The sequence below is a fragment of the Synechococcus sp. R55.3 genome, from assembly GCF_047461975.1.
Lineage (GTDB): Bacteria > Cyanobacteriota > Cyanobacteriia > Thermostichales > Thermostichaceae > Thermostichus.
This window is the reverse complement of the sequence record NZ_JANSIG010000030.1, coordinates 1-14,943: the sequence shown is the minus strand read 5'-3', so window position 1 is coordinate 14,943 and position 14,943 is coordinate 1. Positions and strand designations below refer to the sequence as shown.

Genomic DNA, 14,943 nt, shown 5'->3' with positions numbered 1-14,943 from the left:
GGGTCATGCTGCCCGCAAACCCTGGGCAGAGAGGCGCATCACCTCGCGGGTGCTGAAGCCGATGTTGGCCAGCGCCTCGCCATAGGCAATCATAAAGTCCTCGACAATGGCCTCGCGATCCATGTAGATGGCTTCCACATCCTTGTCCACCTGCTGCAGCATCTGCCACACCAAAGGCAGGTTCTGGGCGTTGGCCGCTTCGATCTGCCCTTTGACTTCGCCAAAATGCTCCCCTAGCCAGCGCTCGCCAAAGTTGAGGTGCAGATATTCATCCTTGACCACCCCCTCGGTGATCTTGCGGGCAAACTCATCGGCGACGGGGATGTAGATGTTGTAGGCGGCAATGGCAAAGCATTCGATGATCAGCGACTGAATGACCAAGCAGGTAACTAGGTCTCCGGCTGCTGCCGCTTTTTGGAAATTGTTGCGCAAAGGGGCGAAGAAAGTGCGGGCAAACTCCCTATCCGGCTCTACCTGCAGGTTTTTGCCGCAGGATTGAAAGCCTTTCATGTGCCGCAATTCCATCTTGGCCAGCTTGTGCAGCTCCTCTGCCCCTTCCGGCAACATCTCGGCCAGCTTGAGGTAGTTGTCGTGGGCTTCTTGTTCCCCTTCGATCACAATGCCGTTGATGCGAGAGTAGGCCTGCCGGTAAACCGCGCTGCCATAGTCCAAGGTGGTGCCACCCTCATCGGCTAAAGGCTGGGGGGTATTGGGCAGGACGTTCACTGGGGCCATACTCATGCATCTCCTCTCGGTGTTGTTTGGGTGTTGTTGATTGTCTATGCTGACTCGACAATCGCCTCGATTGCAGTTGAATCGCTCTCTTAATCAGAATAGCTGTAGCTGCCGCAGAATTGGCGGGATTCCTTTTGCGGAATGATAGGGGTCTGCTAGGGTGAGGGTTCGAGTGCCGTTGTGGAGCCTGCTGTATGTCTGCTCTTGGGGATGGCCTGAACCAACTGCGCCAGTTGCTGGTGGAGCTGGAGGAACGATCCCTCGATCAGCCGATTGGCAGTGCCGAGGAGGTGTTGCAGGCCATTGAGCTAGCCACGGCTTTTGAGCTGTTTGAGGCGGAGAGCAGCGGTTTGCTGCTGCAGATTGTGGCCAATCTCTGGGATCGGGTACGGCAGCAGGACTTATCTTCCGGAGAGATTCAGACGGTATCGGAGAAGTTGCGGGCGGTGGGCTATACCGATGCTGAGATCCAGGAGATCCTGGACTTGGAGCCGGAGGGATAGCCCCATTTTCCCCTCTAGGCTTGAACCATGCCCAGCTCTGCTGGAGTGATATCCGCTTCCATCTGAGTGGTGGCGTCGTAGCAGGCCCCTCGCAGGTTGGCCAGCTTGAGTTTGCACCGGGCCAGAAGGGATCCTCTCAAGTTGGCCCCGGTGAGATTGGCCCCCGCCAAGTCCGCTTGGCTGAGATCGGCCTCGCTCAAGTCCGCTTCCGCCAGGTTGGCCCCACGCAAGTTGGCTCCCTGCAATCGGGATCCCTGCAGTTTAGCTTTTTCTAGGTTGGCCAGCCGCAGGTTGGATCCCTGCAGATCCGCTTGGCTGAGGTCGGCGCCGCTCAGGTAGGCCCGCTCCAGGTTGGCAGAAGCCAGCTTTGCCTGGCGGAGAATGGATCCCCCCAAGTCGATCCCGGCCAAGTCGGCCCCGGCCAGATCAGCTCCGGCCAGTTGGCTGTTGCTGAAGTCCCGCTCACCGCTGCCGTAGCGTTGCAACAGGTCTGCTCCAGTTTCCACCATCGCTGTTTTCCACACCGGACGAATGGATCCTACCTAGGAATAGAAGGGCCGCCAAGAGCACGCTAGGATAGACGCAAGCCGTTTTCCGGGATCCCCCCTTATGAGCTTGCCCCGTGTGCCCCGAACTCGACCTCGCCCCAAGCTGCGCTCGATCCCTCGCCGCCAAACCGAATCCGCCCTCTATGCCGAAATGCAGCAGCTCACTGTCGAAAAGCAGCGGCTCAACCAAGAGCTAGAGTTTATTCGAGAGCGGCAAGGGCAAATCCACGCGCGACTTCAGGAAATCGAGCAGGCCATGCAACACCTTCAGCAGGAGGCAAAAGCCTTTCGGGATCCCGCTCCTGCCTCTGAACCCGCCCAGCTCAGATCTCGCCCTTCCCGCTTCCCACCCATGACCTTTGAGTACTGAGGGATCCCCTTGGTTAAGTCCCATCACTCTGGAAGATCGGAAAATCCAAAGCCAACCCAAGCAACAAGTTGGGGGATTTTGTAGCCAAATTAACTATTTGCTGCTCGTCTCAAGCCGACCCTAGAATCCAGGCCAGCGAACAGCCATTCTCAAGCTGGCTGCACAGTTACTTAAACTTCCAGGCTTATGACTTCTTCTCCACAGATCTCGCGTCGCCGCCGGTTTTTGTCCTGGGTGCTGGGGTTGTTGCCCACCCTTTTGCTGGGAAGCTCCTCTCCCGCTCTGGCCCGACCCCCCATTCAGATGGGCTACAGCAATTGGGCAGGTTGGTGGCCGTGGGCCATTGGAGAAGAAGAGGGCATTTTCAAGAAAAATGGGGCCAACGTGCAGTTGCGCTGGTTCGATGGCTACATTGAGTCGATGGAAGCCTTTGCCGCCGGACAACTGGATGCCAATACCCAAACCCTGAACGATACGCTCTCCTTCGCGCCGAAATCTGTGAATGGTCAGGTGGTGGTGCTGGTCAACGACAACTCGGCAGGCAACGACAAGATCATCGTCCGGGAAGGGATCAACACCATTGCCGACCTAGTGGGTAAGCGGGTGGCTGTGGAAGAAGGCGTGGTGGGTGACTTTCTGCTGACGCTGGGGCTGGAGCGGGAGGGATTTTCCCGCGACGATGTGATCATTGTGCCCTTGGAAACCGGAGCCGCCGCCGCTGCTTTTGCTGCCGGTCAGGTGGATGCGGTGGGAGCCTTTCCGCCCTTTTGGTTGACAGCCCTGGAGCGCCCTGGAAGCAAGGAGCTGTTCTCTTCGGCGGAGTTCCCAGGGGCCATTCCCGATTTGTTGGTGGTCAGCCAAAAATTGATTGACGAGCAGCCGGATCAGGTGCAGGCTTTGGTGAATAGCTGGTTCGATATTCTGAAGTTCATGGAGGAGAACCCGCAGCGAGCCGACGAAATCATGGCCAGACGTGCCGGTGTCACCCCAGAGGAGCTGCAACTGTTCAAAGATGGCATTCGTTTCTTCACCATAGAAGACAACCTAAAAGCCTTCAGCCCCGGCGAGGGAATGCAGCACATGCCCTATGCGGCCAGACAAATGGTGGACTTCATGGTGAGAGTGGGCTTCATCTCGGAGGGGCCCAAGGATCTGGAGACATTGTTCGATGACCGCTTCGTTCGCGCCTATGCCGAGTCGGTGGGTGTTAGACGGTGAGAGATATCCGGGATCCCTTCATGGGCCACCAGTGAGGTAAGGTACGATGCTGACTGCTCCGGCTGAATCGCCTCCACCCACCCGCCCCAGTCTGCCCCCGACGGTGTTTTGGCGCATTGCCGAAGAGATCCCGCGCCCCTTGGCCTTGCTGCTGACGGCGCTATCGGTGCTGGTGCCTTTCGGCTTGTGGTGGGGCCTATCGGTCTCGGGGTGGGTACCGCCGCGTTTTTTGCCTTCTCCCCCTTCGGTATGGGCGGCCCTGCTGCGCCTGTGGCGAGACGGCCTGCTGTGGAAGGATACCTTGGCCAGCTTCAGTCGGGTTAGCAGCGGTTTTCTGTTGGCAGCAGTGGTGGCGACCCCCATCGGCATTGCCATGGGCACCTTCGCCAGCATCCGCGCCTTGATCGAGCCGATTAGCGGCATCTTTCGCTACATGCCCGCTCCTGCCTTCACCCCGCTGTTGATTATTTACTTGGGTTTGGATGAGGCCCCCAAGATCGGGTTAATTTTCATCGGCACCGTTTTCTTCAACATGCTGATGATCATGGATGCGGTGAAGTTCATTCCCAAAGAGCTGATCGAGGCCACCTACACCTTGGGGGGGCGGCGCTGGCAGGTGTTGCTGCAGGTGATCACTCCATACATCACCCCGAACATTCTCGACACCTTCCGCGTCAACATGGCTGCCTCTTGGAACTTGGTGGTGGTGGCAGAATTGGTGGCCGCCAATGAGGGTTTGGGTAGGCGGATCCAGCTAGCCCAGCGCTTCTTTAGAACCGACGAGATTTTTGCGTGCTTGATTGTGTTGGGGCTGATCGGCTTTCTGCTGGATTGGCTGCTGCGACGCTTGGTACGTTTGACCTGTCGTTGGGCCTTTTTATGAGGTGGTGTCGTGCATTTGGAAGTGGTCGGCCTGAGCAAATCCTTCCCCACCCGTCGTGGACCTATCTTGGCTCTGGATGGGGTGAATTTGCATGTGGAGTCGGGGGAGTTTGTCTGTGTGGTGGGGGCTTCCGGCTCTGGTAAAACCACCCTACTGCGCCTGATTGCCGGGTTGGAGCAGCCTAGCCGAGGATCCATCAGCGTCGATGGGGAGCCGGTGATTGGGCCGGGAGCGGATCGGGGAGTCGTGTTCCAGTCCTACACCCTCTACCCCTGGATGACCGTGGCGGAGAACGTCGGCTTTGGCCTGAAATTGCAGGGGGTAAAACGGCAGGAAAGGGAAGCCCGTGTGGATTATTTTCTGGAGATCGTCGGCCTGGAGCGTTTTGCCAAGGCTCTGCCCAAGCAGCTTTCGGGCGGTATGCAGCAGCGGGTGGCGATTGCGCGAGCTCTGGCGGCCCAACCGAAGATTTTGCTGATGGATGAGCCTTTTGGCGCTTTGGATGTGCAAACCAAGGAGACCATGCAGGAGTTTTTGCTGGATCTCTGGCAGCGCACGCGCACTTCAATCCTGATGATCACCCACGATGTGGAAGAAGCCGTCTTTTTGGCCCAGCGCATCTATGTACTCACGTCCCATCCTGGGCGGGTGAAACGGGAGATCCGAGTTGATTTCCCCAGCCGGCGCGACTACAGCCTCAAGCGCACTTCTTCTTTTCAGGAGGTGAAGGACGAGATCTTGGCTCTCCTGCGAGAACAGAAAGGGATCCCGTTGAGCAACGCTGCGCCCGCAGGCTGATCAGGCAAACACCACCGTCTTGTTGTGGTATACCAGCACCCGATTCTCCAGGTGATACCGCACTGCCCGTGCCAGGACTAGGCGTTCCATGTCGCGGCCTTTGCGGACGAGGTCGGCAACGGTATCGCGGTGGCTGACCCGCACCACATCCTGCTCGATGATCGGCCCTTCGTCCAGGTCTTCGGTGGCATAGTGGGCGGTGGCGCCGATGATTTTCACTCCCCGTTGATGGGCGCGGTGGTAGGGGTTGGCTCCGGCAAAGGCGGGCAGGGTGGAATGGTGAATGTTGATGACCGGCGGGGCTTGGCGGAGCAGCGACCCACTCAAGATCTGCATGTACTTGGCCAACACCACCAGGTCAATTCGATATTCCTGCAGGAGAGCGAGCTGACGGGCTTCGGCTGCGGCTTTGCCCTCTGGAGAAACGGGGATGTGGTAGTAATCGATACCGAAGGAGCGGGCCACCGATTCCAGGTCGGGGTGATTGCTGATGATCAAGGGGATCTCGGCGGGCAGTTCTCCCGCCCTTTGCCGCCAGATCAGATCCAAAAGGCAGTGGCTTTGCTTGCTGGCCCACAACGCAATGCGACGGCGAGTGTCGGAAAAATGCAGTTCCCAGTTGGCTTGGATCCCACGGGCAATGCCTGAAAAGGCGGGGACAATTTCCCCTCGCTCCAGTTGGAAGCCCTGCAAGTCCCACTCGATGCGGCTCAAGAACAGTCCTGCTTCGGGATCCGTATGGTGATCGGCGTGAATGATGTTGCCGCCGTAGCTGTAGATGAAGCTGGAGAGCTTGGCTACCAACCCTTTTTGATCGGGGCAAGATACCAACAGGGTGGCACTGGGCATAGGTGGACAAAAAGCCTCAACCTTCTTACCGTAGGGCTGGGTTTTACTGCGGAGCAAGCCGTTTTCAATCTACCCGGTTGATCGCTTCCAACAGCCAGGAATCCACCGGCTGGCCATCCCAACGCTTTAGGTCGATGCGAATCCACATCGCCGCAGAAGAGCCGGCAGGGGGCAGTTCCTGGTGAAACGAGATCTCATAGTCGGACGGGTTCTGACCATGTTGCCGCAGCCAGGTCTCCACCTTGGCAGGAGCGAAGTAGGACTGCCCTTGCTCGAACAAGCGCGTAATTTCCATGCCGAAGCAAAGGGGGTTAAAGCGGGGCATAGACTAAGCAGCGTCTGCGGTTTGAGCGTCGTCGGCTACGGATGGGACGGGATCCGTCTCTGGGGGGGGCGTATCGGCAACTGACTCGGTGACTGCTGTTCGGGAAACCTTGGGAGGGGCGGCAGCCGTTGTCCCGCGGGTGGCTTTTTCCAGCTCTTGGGCCTCTTTGTTCAGTTGCGCCTCGAACTCTTTGGAAGCGTCCTGCAGGCTGCGCAGGGTTTTGGCCAGCGTGCGACCGATCTCCGGCAGTTTGCGGGGCCCGAAAACCAGAAGAGCCACCGCAAAGATAACCAACATTTCCGGCAGTCCAACACCCAAAAAATTCATGAGCTTTGCAGAGTACGGTTTGCTCGGGATCCCTTCCCTAGACTGACATTTTCTCGCCGCGGACTGCAAGTAACTGCCGGCTCTCCTCATCTATCCGATGGCTCTGGTGTTTTGCTCTCAGCTCATCCAGGCCAACCTCTCCCTGGCCGGCCAAGTCAAAATGGTAGAATTGCATCGTTAATCAATCAATGTCCTTCATTGGCCTAGGCTTGCCCATGCTCCAAACCCTACAAAAGCTCCTTGGGGATCCCAACGATCGGAAGATCCGGCAGTACCGTCCTGTCGTCAAGCTGATCAACTCGCTGGAGATCGAGATCGCCTCTCTTTCGGATGCGGAGCTCAAGGCCAAGACCACGGAGTTTCGCCAGCGCTTAGACAGAGGAGAATCTCTGGATGATCTCTTGCCGGAGGCATTTGCCGTGGTGCGGGAGGCTGCCAAGCGGGTCTTGAACTTGCGCCATTACGACGTACAGCTCATCGGCGGCATGGTGCTGCACGAAGGCCAGATTGCCGAAATGAAAACCGGTGAAGGGAAAACCCTGGTCGCCACCCTGCCCGCCTATCTCAACGGTCTCACCGGGAAAGGGGTTCACATTGTTACCGTCAACGGCTACTTGGCCCGTCGGGACTCGGAGTGGATGGGACAAGTGCATCGTTTCTTGGGCCTGACGGTTGGTCTGGTGCAAGAGGGCATGTCGCCCGAAGAAAAGCGCCGCAGCTATAACTGCGACATCACCTATTGCACCAACAGCGAGCTGGGCTTCGACTACCTGCGGGACAACATGGCCACCGACATCAAAGAGGTGATGCAACGGCCCTTTAACTACTGCATCATCGACGAGGTGGACTCGATCCTGATTGATGAAGCCCGTACTCCCCTGATCATCTCCGGCCAAGTGGCTCGTCCTTCCGAAAAATATCTGCGGGCAGCCCAGGTGGCGCGGGAGCTGATCCGGGATGAACACTATGAGGTGGATGAAAAAGCCCGCAACGTCATCCTTACCGACGAGGGGTTTGAAGCCGCCGAGCGGTTGCTGGGAGTCTCTGACCTGTTTGATCCCAAGGATCCCTGGGCGCACTTTGTCTTCAACGCCGTGAAGGCCAAAGAGCTCTTCATCAAGGATGTCCACTACATCGTCCGCAACCAAGAGGTGGTGATCGTGGACGAGTTCACCGGGCGGGTGCTCCCCGGTCGTCGCTGGTCCGATGGGCTGCACCAGGCAGTGGAGGCCAAGGAGGGGGTGCCGATTCAAAGCGAGAGCCAAACCCTGGCCACCATCACCTACCAAAACCTTTTTCTGCTTTATCCCAAGCTCTCTGGCATGACGGGCACGGCCCGCACCGAGGAGGCCGAGTTCGGCAAAACCTACAACCTAGAAGTCACGGTGATCCCCACCAACCGACCCATCCGCCGCAAAGATGCCCCCGACTTGGTGTACAAGACCGAAAGGGGCAAGTGGCAGGCGGTTGCCGAGGAAATTGCCCAGATGCATGAGCGGGGGCGACCGGTACTGGTGGGGACAACCAGCGTGGAGAAATCCGAGCGCCTCTCGGCCATGCTCAAGGAAATGGGGATCCCTCACAACCTCCTCAACGCCAAGCCGGAAAACGTGGAGCGGGAGGCGGAGATCATTGCCCAGGCGGGGCGAAAAGGTGCCGTAACCATTGCTACCAACATGGCCGGGCGAGGCACGGACATCATCCTGGGAGGCAATGCGGAGTACATGGCTCGCCTCAAGCTGCGGGAACGGTTGATGCCCAAGCTGGCCCAATTGGACGCCGACAACCCCTTGGGATCCGTTCAGATGCTAGGACGGGGAGGCGGCCAAGGATTTGGTGGGACAACACCCAAGCCGAAAAAATCCTGGACGGTGGTCTCCCCCAATTTTTACCCCTGTGAGCTGTCGGCCCGCACCAGCCAAGCCTTGGACGAAGTGGTGGCGGCAGCGGTGACCAAGTACGGGTTGAACCGTCTGCCGGAGCTGGTGGTGGAAGATCTTATTGCGGTGGCGTCGGAGAAAGCGCCGGTGCAGGATCCGCTGATTTTGCAACTGCGGGAGGTTTACAACAGCATCAAAGCCGAGTACGAAAAAATTACCGAGGCCGAGCACGAAGAGGTGGTGAGGCTGGGGGGCCTGCACGTGATCGGTACGGAGCGCCATGAATCCCGCCGCATCGACAACCAGTTGCGGGGTCGTGCCGGGCGGCAAGGGGATCCCGGCTCTTCGCGGTTTTTCCTCAGCTTGGAAGACAACCTGCTCAAGATTTTCGGTGGCGACCGGGTAGCCAAGCTCATGGACATGTTCCGGGTGGAAGAGGACATGCCCATTGAGCACCCGTTGCTCAGCAGCAGCCTGGAGAACGCGCAGAGAAAAGTGGAAGTGTACTACTTCGACATGCGCAAGCAGGTGTTCGAGTATGACGAGGTGATGAACAACCAGCGGCGGGCCATCTACTCGGAGCGGCGGCGCATCTTGGAGGGGGAGAACCTCAAGACCAAGATCCTCGACTACGTGCGCAAAACCGTCGGCGAGATTGTGCGGGCTCATGTCAACCCGGAGCTGCCCCCGGAAGAGTGGGAAATCGACAAGCTGACTGCCAAGATGCAGGAGTTTGTGCCGCTCTTGAAGCAGAACCTCAAGGTTGAGGATCTGCGGGATCTCTCCTACGAGCAGATCTTGGACTACCTGATCAAGCAGGCAGAGCTGGCCTATGAGGCCAAAGAGGCTTTTCTGGATACCTTTGAGCCCGGTTTGATGCGCAAGGCAGAGCGCTTTTTCCTGTTGCAACAGGTGGACACCCTCTGGCGGGAGCACCTGCAGCAGATGGAGGCGCTGCGGGAAGCTGTGGGCCTGCGAGGCTACGGCCAGAAGGATCCCCTGATCGAGTACAAGAACGAGGGCTACGAGCTGTTCCTGGAGATGATGGACAACATCCGCCGCAACACGGTGTACAACCTATTCATCTTTACGCCCCAGATTGTGCAAGTGCCCCAGGCGGCGCGACCGGTTCCGGCGCAAGCTGTTCCCGGCTCTGCTTCAGGGGTGGTGGAAGCCGATTTCACGGAAGAATAAGCTCCGGCACGAAGTCAAGGCGGGAGGAGGATCTGTCGCAATGCCTCTTTCAGGTGTGGGTACTGGAAGGTAAAGCCCATCTGCAAAGCCGCTTGCGGGATCACCTTTTGCCCCGTCAGCACCACTTGAGCTGCCTCGCCCAACAGCAGTTCTAGGGCCAGCTCCGGCACGGGCAGCCAAGAGGGGCGACCCAGAACCTGACCTAGCGTCCGGCAAAACTCTTCCATCTGCACCGGGTTGGGAGCGGTGGCGTTGAACACTCCGGATCCCTGCCCCAGCAGGAAGCAGACCAAGCTCACCCAATCCTCGCGGTGGATCCAAGACAGCCATTGTTTGCCGGAGCCGATCGTTCCGCCGATAAAGAACTGAAAGGGGGCCAGCATCTGCCCCAGCGCTCCTCCATCCGGACCCAACACAATCCCCGTGCGCAGGATGGCCAAACGGATCCCCAATTCCTCAACCGGTCGGGCGGCAGCTTCCCAGGCCTGACAGACTCCTGCCAGAAAATCTTGGGCTGGGGGATCCGTCTCTGTTAAGGGTTCTCCTGCCGGATGGGATCCGTAGTAACCCACCGCCGAGCTGCTGATCATCACCTGGGGCTTTTGGTTGAGGGAGGCGAGGGCTTGGACAAGGGCCTGGGTGGTTTCCACACGGCTACGACGGATTTCTTTTTTCTTGGTCTCTGTCCAGCGAGAAGATGCCAAAGGCTCTCCGGCCAAGTTGACAATCCCCTCGTACCCTTCCAGGGCGGCTGCCCAGGCTTGCGGTTGGTAGGGATCGTAGGGCAGCAGCTTGAGGTTGGGGGATTCCCCCAAAATGCGGCGGGCCTGCTCCAGGCGGCGGGTCAAGACCAAAACCTGATCCCCTTGCTCCAGCAGACGGGCCACCAAGCGACGCCCGATAAAACCACTTCCACCCGTGATGACAATGCGCATGATGTGGATCCGACTTGCATCTGCACAAGCCCTGTGCCGCCCTTGTCCTTTGAACGGTGCAGAGCCTTTCCGCTATTCGAACCTCTAGCCTAGCGCGTTTCCTGCCCCGCGTTGGCCATTGCCTGGGATCCCGCCATCCGTTTGCTGAGCTTGGCGAAGTGGCAGAGCCCAAGAAAGCCCAAGAATAAAAATGTTTTGCGGCAAAGCCTGACACACCTGGAAAAATCGGCTTCAATAGGCCCTAGCTGCGCTTCTTGGCAGCAGAGGTGGTTCATCGTCCCCCTATTTTCTTCCCTTCACCCGTGACACCCAAGTCTTCTTCCCGTACCCCGGCTCGCCACGTGTCTATGCGTGCAGAGCAGGTTGCTGGGCCGCGGCTGGACATCTCTGTTGCTCCACGAGTGCATCGCTCCCAAGGGCAGGGATCCCTGGTTCGGGCAGGGTTTCCCTCCTCTCTCCCAATTTCCGGTCGGCGGACGATCCCTGTCCAGCGCTCCCGCTCCTCGACTCGATCCCGCCGACGCGGACAGCAAGAACCTGGCCACGAGCCTCCAGTCTGGGAGATGGCCTGTCACATCGGGGTGAATGTCTTGTTTACGGCGGCTGCCCTCAGTGGTTTGTATCGCCTCTTGCCGGTGCAGTTGGCCCAGCATCACCGGCTCCAGGTTCTGGAGCGGCATATCGAGGTCTTGTCCACTCGGATTTCTCGGCTGCAGGAGGGGGTGGATCGGGGTATGGATCCCTTGCAGCAGGAGGCCCTGATCAAGGAACGGCTGAATCGGGTGCCACGCAATCAAATTCAGGTGCGTTTGGTGGATCCCAGTACCTGGGTGGCGGACGACGAGAAGAACACCCACCCTTCCTGGATCGGGCAGTCCACCCAGCCGTCTGCCAGGCCGTAGGCTGCCTCTGCCTAGGCTTGTTTGAGAAGCAGGGCCACCTCTTTGGCAAAGTAGGTGAGGATGATATCGGCACCGGCCCGCTTCATGGCCAGCAGGGATTCCATCATCACTTTTTTGCCGTCGATCCAGCCTTTTTGTTCGGCGGCTTTGATCATGGCGTACTCGCCGCTGACGTTGTAAGCGGCCACGGGCAGATCCGTTGATTCCTTGACTCGGTAGATGATGTCCAGGTAGGCCAGGGCCGGCTTCACCATCACCATGTCCGCCCCCTCGGCCTCGTCCAGCTCCACCTCTTTGATGGCTTCCCGAGCATTGGCGGGATCCATTTGATAGCTTTTCTTGTCTCCCGATTTGGGCGCGGATCCCAGGGCATCGCGGAAGGGACCGTAGAAGGCAGAGGCATATTTGGCAGAATAGGCCAGGATCGCCACATCGGTATAGCCTTGGTCGTCCAGGGCCTCCCGAATGGCGCCGACGCGACCGTCCATCATGTCCGAGGGGGCCACAATATCCGTTCCCGCCTCTGCTTGGGAGAGGGCTTGCTTGACCAAAACTTCCACCGTCTCGTCGTTGAGGATCACCCCATCCCGCACGATGCCATCGTGGCCATCGCTGTTGTAGGGATCCAAGGCCACATCGGTTACCACCAAAATCTCGGGAATTTCCTGTTTAATCCGCCGCACCGCCCGCTGGATCAAGCCCTCTGGGTTGAAGCACTCCCGCCCGGTGGGATCCTTTTTCTCTTCCGGCACCACCGGGAACAGGGCCACCGCCGGGATCCCCAATTGAGCGGCTTCCTCCACCTCCTTTAGCAGCAGGTCTAGGGTGTAGCGGTAGCAGCCGGGCATCGACTCCACTTCCTGCCGCTGGTTCTCCCCCTCCATGACAAACAGGGGATAGATCAGATCCTGCACCCGCAGGTGGGTTTCCTGCACCATCTGGCGGAAGGCCTCTGTGCGCCGCAGCCGACGGGGACGGTAGATCAGGTCTTGGCTCATGAGAGCAGGGGGAAAGAGGGCGTTTCTATTTTGCCATGAGGTCGGTAGGGGCTGAGTTGGTCGTCCGGCGAGGGGCGACATCCGGGGCAGAGGGAAAATGCCGAGCCAGCCAGCGGCGAAGGGTCTCTTTTACCGCTTCGGCTTGGCAGTCGTGCAAAAGATCGTGGCGCGACCGGGGAAAATCGTGGATCTCTCCCTGGGGCAGCCGACGGGCAAAATCCACAGCTCCGGCAGGATTGACGACGATATCGGCGGAGGTGTAAAGCAGCAAAACCGGCAGGCAGAGCCGATGGGCTTGATCAAGGCAGCGCTGTCCACTGCGCACCAGTTCGGCTGTAAATCTGGCCCGCGTCACACCGCACATGTAGGGATCCGCCGCAAAGGCGGCTTGCTGCTCGGGTAGGGAAGTCACCCGCGCCGGCTCGTAGAGGCCGGTCAAGGCCAACTGGGGAATAACCCTGTCCAAAACTTGCAGAAGGGCGTGGGTAAAAGGGGTGAAATAGTGGTCGATGCGAAAAGCCGGAGAGATGAGAACCAGGCCCTGCACTTGGTCGGGATGGGCAAGGGCATATTCCGTAACCCAGTTGGCCCCCGCGCTATACCCACACCAGATCTGCGGGATCCCTTTCTGCGGCCAGACCTGCTGGGCGATCCTCTCCAGATCCGCTTGATATTGGCTGAAGCGGTCGATCCAGCAGCGGATCCCGCCGGAGCGACCAAATCCCCGCATGTCGGGAGCCAAAACCTCCCACCCTTGAGCAGCCAACTCGCCGGCCAAAGGGCAAAACCCGCCGCCGTGATCCCCTTTGCCGTGCAAAAGCAACACCCTTCCACAAGGGGATCCCTGGGGCCAGTGGTGCAGAAAAGCTGGGATCCCATCGGAAAGCGGCAACTCCTGAGGCCGATAGATCCCCGACGCAGTTTGCGGCTGAGTTTCCGACCGCCCATCCAGAGCCTCTAAGTCACCTAACCGATCAAAAGGCATGGGCAAATCCAACACACGTCCGGCAAGACCCGGCAAAGCCACAAATCCTATCTTCCTATGTCCCGGTCGCCCGCGAGCGCTGCCGCCGCTGAGGAGTTGCAATCTTTGTTTCCAGCCCAGCATATTTCTTAACAATCTCTGCTCTTGCCGGGGATCCCCGACATGCCGGGCTTTGCAGCCTTTTCTGAGGATGGGATGAAAGGATCTCTCGGGGGGAGACTGGGGCCATTTGCGGGAAAAAGGCCCTCTGAGAGGTATGATGTTGTGAAGAAGTTTTGCGGGGTCTCAGGTTTGACGGGATCCCCTCTCTGGGGTGGTTCACCCTTGCTTTACCATTGCCTTATCGCTTCATCAGTTCACTCAGTCGGAAACGGGTTGCTGAAACTATGCTGTTACTGAAAATCTCTGTTTACGCGGTTGTCATCTTTTTTGTGGGGCTTTTTGTGTTTGGTTTTTTGAGCAACGACCCCTCACGCAACCCCAACCGTCGAGACCTGGAGTAGGGGATCCCGCCTTGGGCAGCTTGCGAACTCCAGTGATAACTGGCTCATCGCTTGAGGGAGCATGCCTCTGGCCCTGTTTTTGCCGAACCTTGCTGGTTGCCCTAGCTATGGGAGAACGGATGCCCAGGGAGCTCCTGCTGGCGGGGTAGCGACAAAGTTGCTGCTGGTCATGGGTTGCAGCAGCGGTGAGCGAGATTCAGCTAGAAATCGCAGGAGCCCCGCACTGTACCCGTAGGGTCAGTGTCGGGAGGAATGCGGAAGTTATGATAGAACCATGACCCAAGTCCTGACCGTCTCCTGCAAGCTCAAGGTGTCCCAGTCGCAAGCCGCAAAGTTGGATGCGACAATGGATGCCTTTGTGCAGGCGTTGAACTGGGTCAACCAAAACACACCAGAAAAAGTAGTCAACGCAGTCAAACTCCAGTCCCTTTGCTATTACCAGATTCGCGCTCGGTTTGGCTTGTCCAGTAACTTGGCTCAGCAGGTCTGCAGACGGCTGGCCGGTGCCCGTAAAGTTGCCCGACAGAAAAACCGTCCGGTCAAAGCGTTCAAGAGAGGCTTTGCGACCTACGATGCCCGTATCTTTTCGTTTCGCGAGAAAGACTGGACGGTGTCGCTGACCACGGTGGAGGGTCGGGAGCGCTTTGAGCTGGCGATTGGCCGTTACCAGAGAGAACAGTTGGCAGGCTCCAATCCCAAATCTGCCACTCTGGTCAAGCGCAAAGACGGTTCCTACTCCATTCAAATCTGTGTGGAAACAGAACCGTGCCCACCGCAACGCACGGATAGAGTGCTGGGCGTGGATTTGGGCAGGACGGATATTGCCCATACGTCAGAGGGGGATAACTGGAATGGACAGCAGTTGAACCGAATCCGAGACCACTACTCCAAGCTGAGAGCGGTACTTCAACGCAAAGCCAGTAAGGGCACCCGCAGTTCGCGGCGCAGATGCAGAGAACTGTTGCAACGGCTGTCTGGCAAGGAGAGGCG

Annotated in this window: 16 protein-coding genes and 1 pseudogene; 9 read left to right on the top strand and 8 right to left on the bottom strand. The window is 58.5% G+C overall.

The window, feature by feature from the left end; genetic code table 11:
• Nucleotides 1-3: 3 nt before the first annotated feature.
• Complete coding sequence (locus NW849_RS06655; protein ID WP_414356740.1) at nt 4-735, bottom strand: aldehyde oxygenase (deformylating); 732 nt, start codon at nt 733-735, stop codon at nt 4-6.
• 194 nt (nt 736-929) lie between these two features.
• Here NW849_RS06655 and NW849_RS06650 point away from each other — a divergent pair, with 194 nt between their 5' ends.
• A complete protein-coding gene (locus NW849_RS06650; protein WP_414356728.1) occupies nt 930-1,238 on the top strand; it encodes a hypothetical protein in 309 nt (102 codons plus the stop codon).
• 14 nt (nt 1,239-1,252) lie between these two features.
• On the opposite strand, the gene NW849_RS06645 is transcribed toward NW849_RS06650, so the two are convergent.
• Nucleotides 1,253-1,747 (bottom strand): pentapeptide repeat-containing protein, encoded by a 495-nt coding sequence (locus NW849_RS06645; protein ID WP_414356726.1) that lies wholly within the window; start codon nt 1,745-1,747, stop codon nt 1,253-1,255.
• A gap of 100 nt (nt 1,748-1,847) precedes the next feature.
• On the opposite strand from NW849_RS06645, the gene NW849_RS06640 reads away from it, so the two are divergent.
• The 4 genes from NW849_RS06640 to NW849_RS06625 all read left to right on the top strand — a co-directional run bounded on the left by NW849_RS06640 (nt 1,848) and on the right by NW849_RS06625 (nt 5,055).
• Nucleotides 1,848-2,156 (top strand): gas vesicle protein GvpV, encoded by a 309-nt coding sequence (locus NW849_RS06640; RefSeq protein WP_238376787.1) that lies wholly within the window; start codon nt 1,848-1,850, stop codon nt 2,154-2,156.
• A gap of 186 nt (nt 2,157-2,342) precedes the next feature.
• The gene (locus tag NW849_RS06635; RefSeq protein ID WP_414356725.1) at nt 2,343-3,374 is read left to right on the top strand and encodes an ABC transporter substrate-binding protein; all 1,032 of its coding nucleotides are present in this window, start codon (nt 2,343-2,345) and stop codon (nt 3,372-3,374) included.
• A gap of 46 nt (nt 3,375-3,420) precedes the next feature.
• Nucleotides 3,421-4,257, top strand: coding sequence for an ABC transporter permease (locus tag NW849_RS06630; protein ID WP_414343731.1), 837 nt, complete (start codon nt 3,421-3,423; stop codon nt 4,255-4,257).
• Between the two features lie 9 nt (nt 4,258-4,266).
• The gene (locus tag NW849_RS06625; protein ID WP_414356724.1) at nt 4,267-5,055 is read left to right on the top strand and encodes an ABC transporter ATP-binding protein; all 789 of its coding nucleotides are present in this window, start codon (nt 4,267-4,269) and stop codon (nt 5,053-5,055) included.
• Here NW849_RS06625 and purU read toward each other — a convergent pair whose 3' ends face one another.
• From purU to NW849_RS06610, 3 genes are all read right to left on the bottom strand, one after another.
• Entirely contained in the window at nt 5,056-5,904 is an 849-nt protein-coding gene (gene purU / locus NW849_RS06620) for a formyltetrahydrofolate deformylase (protein ID WP_414356723.1), read from the bottom strand.
• 64 nt (nt 5,905-5,968) lie between these two features.
• Entirely contained in the window at nt 5,969-6,199 is a 231-nt protein-coding gene (locus NW849_RS06615; RefSeq protein ID WP_414356722.1) for a hypothetical protein, read from the bottom strand.
• Between the two features lie 33 nt (nt 6,200-6,232).
• Nucleotides 6,233-6,556, bottom strand: coding sequence for a TatA/E family twin arginine-targeting protein translocase (locus NW849_RS06610; RefSeq protein WP_414356721.1), 324 nt, complete (start codon nt 6,554-6,556; stop codon nt 6,233-6,235).
• A 215-nt stretch (nt 6,557-6,771) separates the two neighbouring features.
• Between NW849_RS06610 and secA the strand changes: the two genes are divergently transcribed.
• On the top strand, nt 6,772-9,630 hold the full coding sequence (gene secA, locus NW849_RS06605) for a preprotein translocase subunit SecA (protein WP_414356738.1): 2,859 nt from the start codon (nt 6,772-6,774) through the stop codon (nt 9,628-9,630).
• A 14-nt stretch (nt 9,631-9,644) separates the two neighbouring features.
• Here secA and NW849_RS06600 read toward each other — a convergent pair whose 3' ends face one another.
• Nucleotides 9,645-10,565 carry a TIGR01777 family oxidoreductase gene (locus tag NW849_RS06600; RefSeq protein WP_414356720.1) on the bottom strand — a complete coding sequence of 307 codons (921 nt, stop codon included), beginning with the start codon at nt 10,563-10,565 and terminating at the stop codon, nt 9,645-9,647.
• A 347-nt stretch (nt 10,566-10,912) separates the two neighbouring features.
• Between NW849_RS06600 and NW849_RS06595 the strand changes: the two genes are divergently transcribed.
• Nucleotides 10,913-11,467 (top strand): hypothetical protein, encoded by a 555-nt coding sequence (locus NW849_RS06595; RefSeq protein WP_414356719.1) that lies wholly within the window; start codon nt 10,913-10,915, stop codon nt 11,465-11,467.
• Between the two features lie 11 nt (nt 11,468-11,478).
• Here the strand turns inward: NW849_RS06595 and hemB are convergent, their stop codons facing one another.
• Together hemB and NW849_RS06585 are read right to left on the bottom strand one after the other, a co-directional pair.
• A complete protein-coding gene (gene hemB, locus NW849_RS06590; RefSeq protein WP_414356717.1) occupies nt 11,479-12,465 on the bottom strand; it encodes a porphobilinogen synthase in 987 nt (328 codons plus the stop codon).
• A 25-nt stretch (nt 12,466-12,490) separates the two neighbouring features.
• Nucleotides 12,491-13,450, bottom strand: a complete 960-nt coding sequence (locus tag NW849_RS06585; RefSeq protein ID WP_414356715.1) for a lysophospholipase — start codon at nt 13,448-13,450, stop codon at nt 12,491-12,493.
• 386 nt (nt 13,451-13,836) lie between these two features.
• Between NW849_RS06585 and NW849_RS06580 the strand changes: the two genes are divergently transcribed.
• Together NW849_RS06580 and NW849_RS06575 are read left to right on the top strand one after the other, a co-directional pair.
• The gene (locus tag NW849_RS06580; protein WP_011434021.1) at nt 13,837-13,953 is read left to right on the top strand and encodes a photosystem II reaction center protein I; all 117 of its coding nucleotides are present in this window, start codon (nt 13,837-13,839) and stop codon (nt 13,951-13,953) included.
• Nucleotides 13,954-14,227: 274 nt separating this feature from the next.
• Nucleotides 14,228-14,943: pseudogene (locus NW849_RS06575) on the top strand (RNA-guided endonuclease TnpB family protein); the annotation flags it as partial.

Coding starts and splice junctions, on each gene's coding strand:
- purU (WP_414356723.1), bottom strand. CDS start 5,904: ATGCCCAGTGCCACCCTGTTGGTATCTTGCCCCGATCAAAAAGGGTTG.
- NW849_RS06580 (WP_011434021.1), top strand. CDS start 13,837: ATGCTGTTACTGAAAATCTCTGTTTACGCGGTTGTCATCTTTTTTGTG.
- NW849_RS06595 (WP_414356719.1), top strand. CDS start 10,913: ATGCGTGCAGAGCAGGTTGCTGGGCCGCGGCTGGACATCTCTGTTGCT.
- hemB (WP_414356717.1), bottom strand. CDS start 12,465: ATGAGCCAAGACCTGATCTACCGTCCCCGTCGGCTGCGGCGCACAGAG.
- NW849_RS06610 (WP_414356721.1), bottom strand. CDS start 6,556: ATGAATTTTTTGGGTGTTGGACTGCCGGAAATGTTGGTTATCTTTGCG.
- NW849_RS06645 (WP_414356726.1), bottom strand. CDS start 1,747: ATGGTGGAAACTGGAGCAGACCTGTTGCAACGCTACGGCAGCGGTGAG.
- NW849_RS06655 (WP_414356740.1), bottom strand. CDS start 735: ATGGCCCCAGTGAACGTCCTGCCCAATACCCCCCAGCCTTTAGCCGAT.
- NW849_RS06640 (WP_238376787.1), top strand. CDS start 1,848: ATGAGCTTGCCCCGTGTGCCCCGAACTCGACCTCGCCCCAAGCTGCGC.
- NW849_RS06635 (WP_414356725.1), top strand. CDS start 2,343: ATGACTTCTTCTCCACAGATCTCGCGTCGCCGCCGGTTTTTGTCCTGG.
- NW849_RS06585 (WP_414356715.1), bottom strand. CDS start 13,450: ATGCCTTTTGATCGGTTAGGTGACTTAGAGGCTCTGGATGGGCGGTCG.
- NW849_RS06600 (WP_414356720.1), bottom strand. CDS start 10,565: ATGCGCATTGTCATCACGGGTGGAAGTGGTTTTATCGGGCGTCGCTTG.
- NW849_RS06650 (WP_414356728.1), top strand. CDS start 930: ATGTCTGCTCTTGGGGATGGCCTGAACCAACTGCGCCAGTTGCTGGTG.
- NW849_RS06615 (WP_414356722.1), bottom strand. CDS start 6,199: ATGGAAATTACGCGCTTGTTCGAGCAAGGGCAGTCCTACTTCGCTCCT.
- secA (WP_414356738.1), top strand. CDS start 6,772: ATGCTCCAAACCCTACAAAAGCTCCTTGGGGATCCCAACGATCGGAAG.
- NW849_RS06630 (WP_414343731.1), top strand. CDS start 3,421: ATGCTGACTGCTCCGGCTGAATCGCCTCCACCCACCCGCCCCAGTCTG.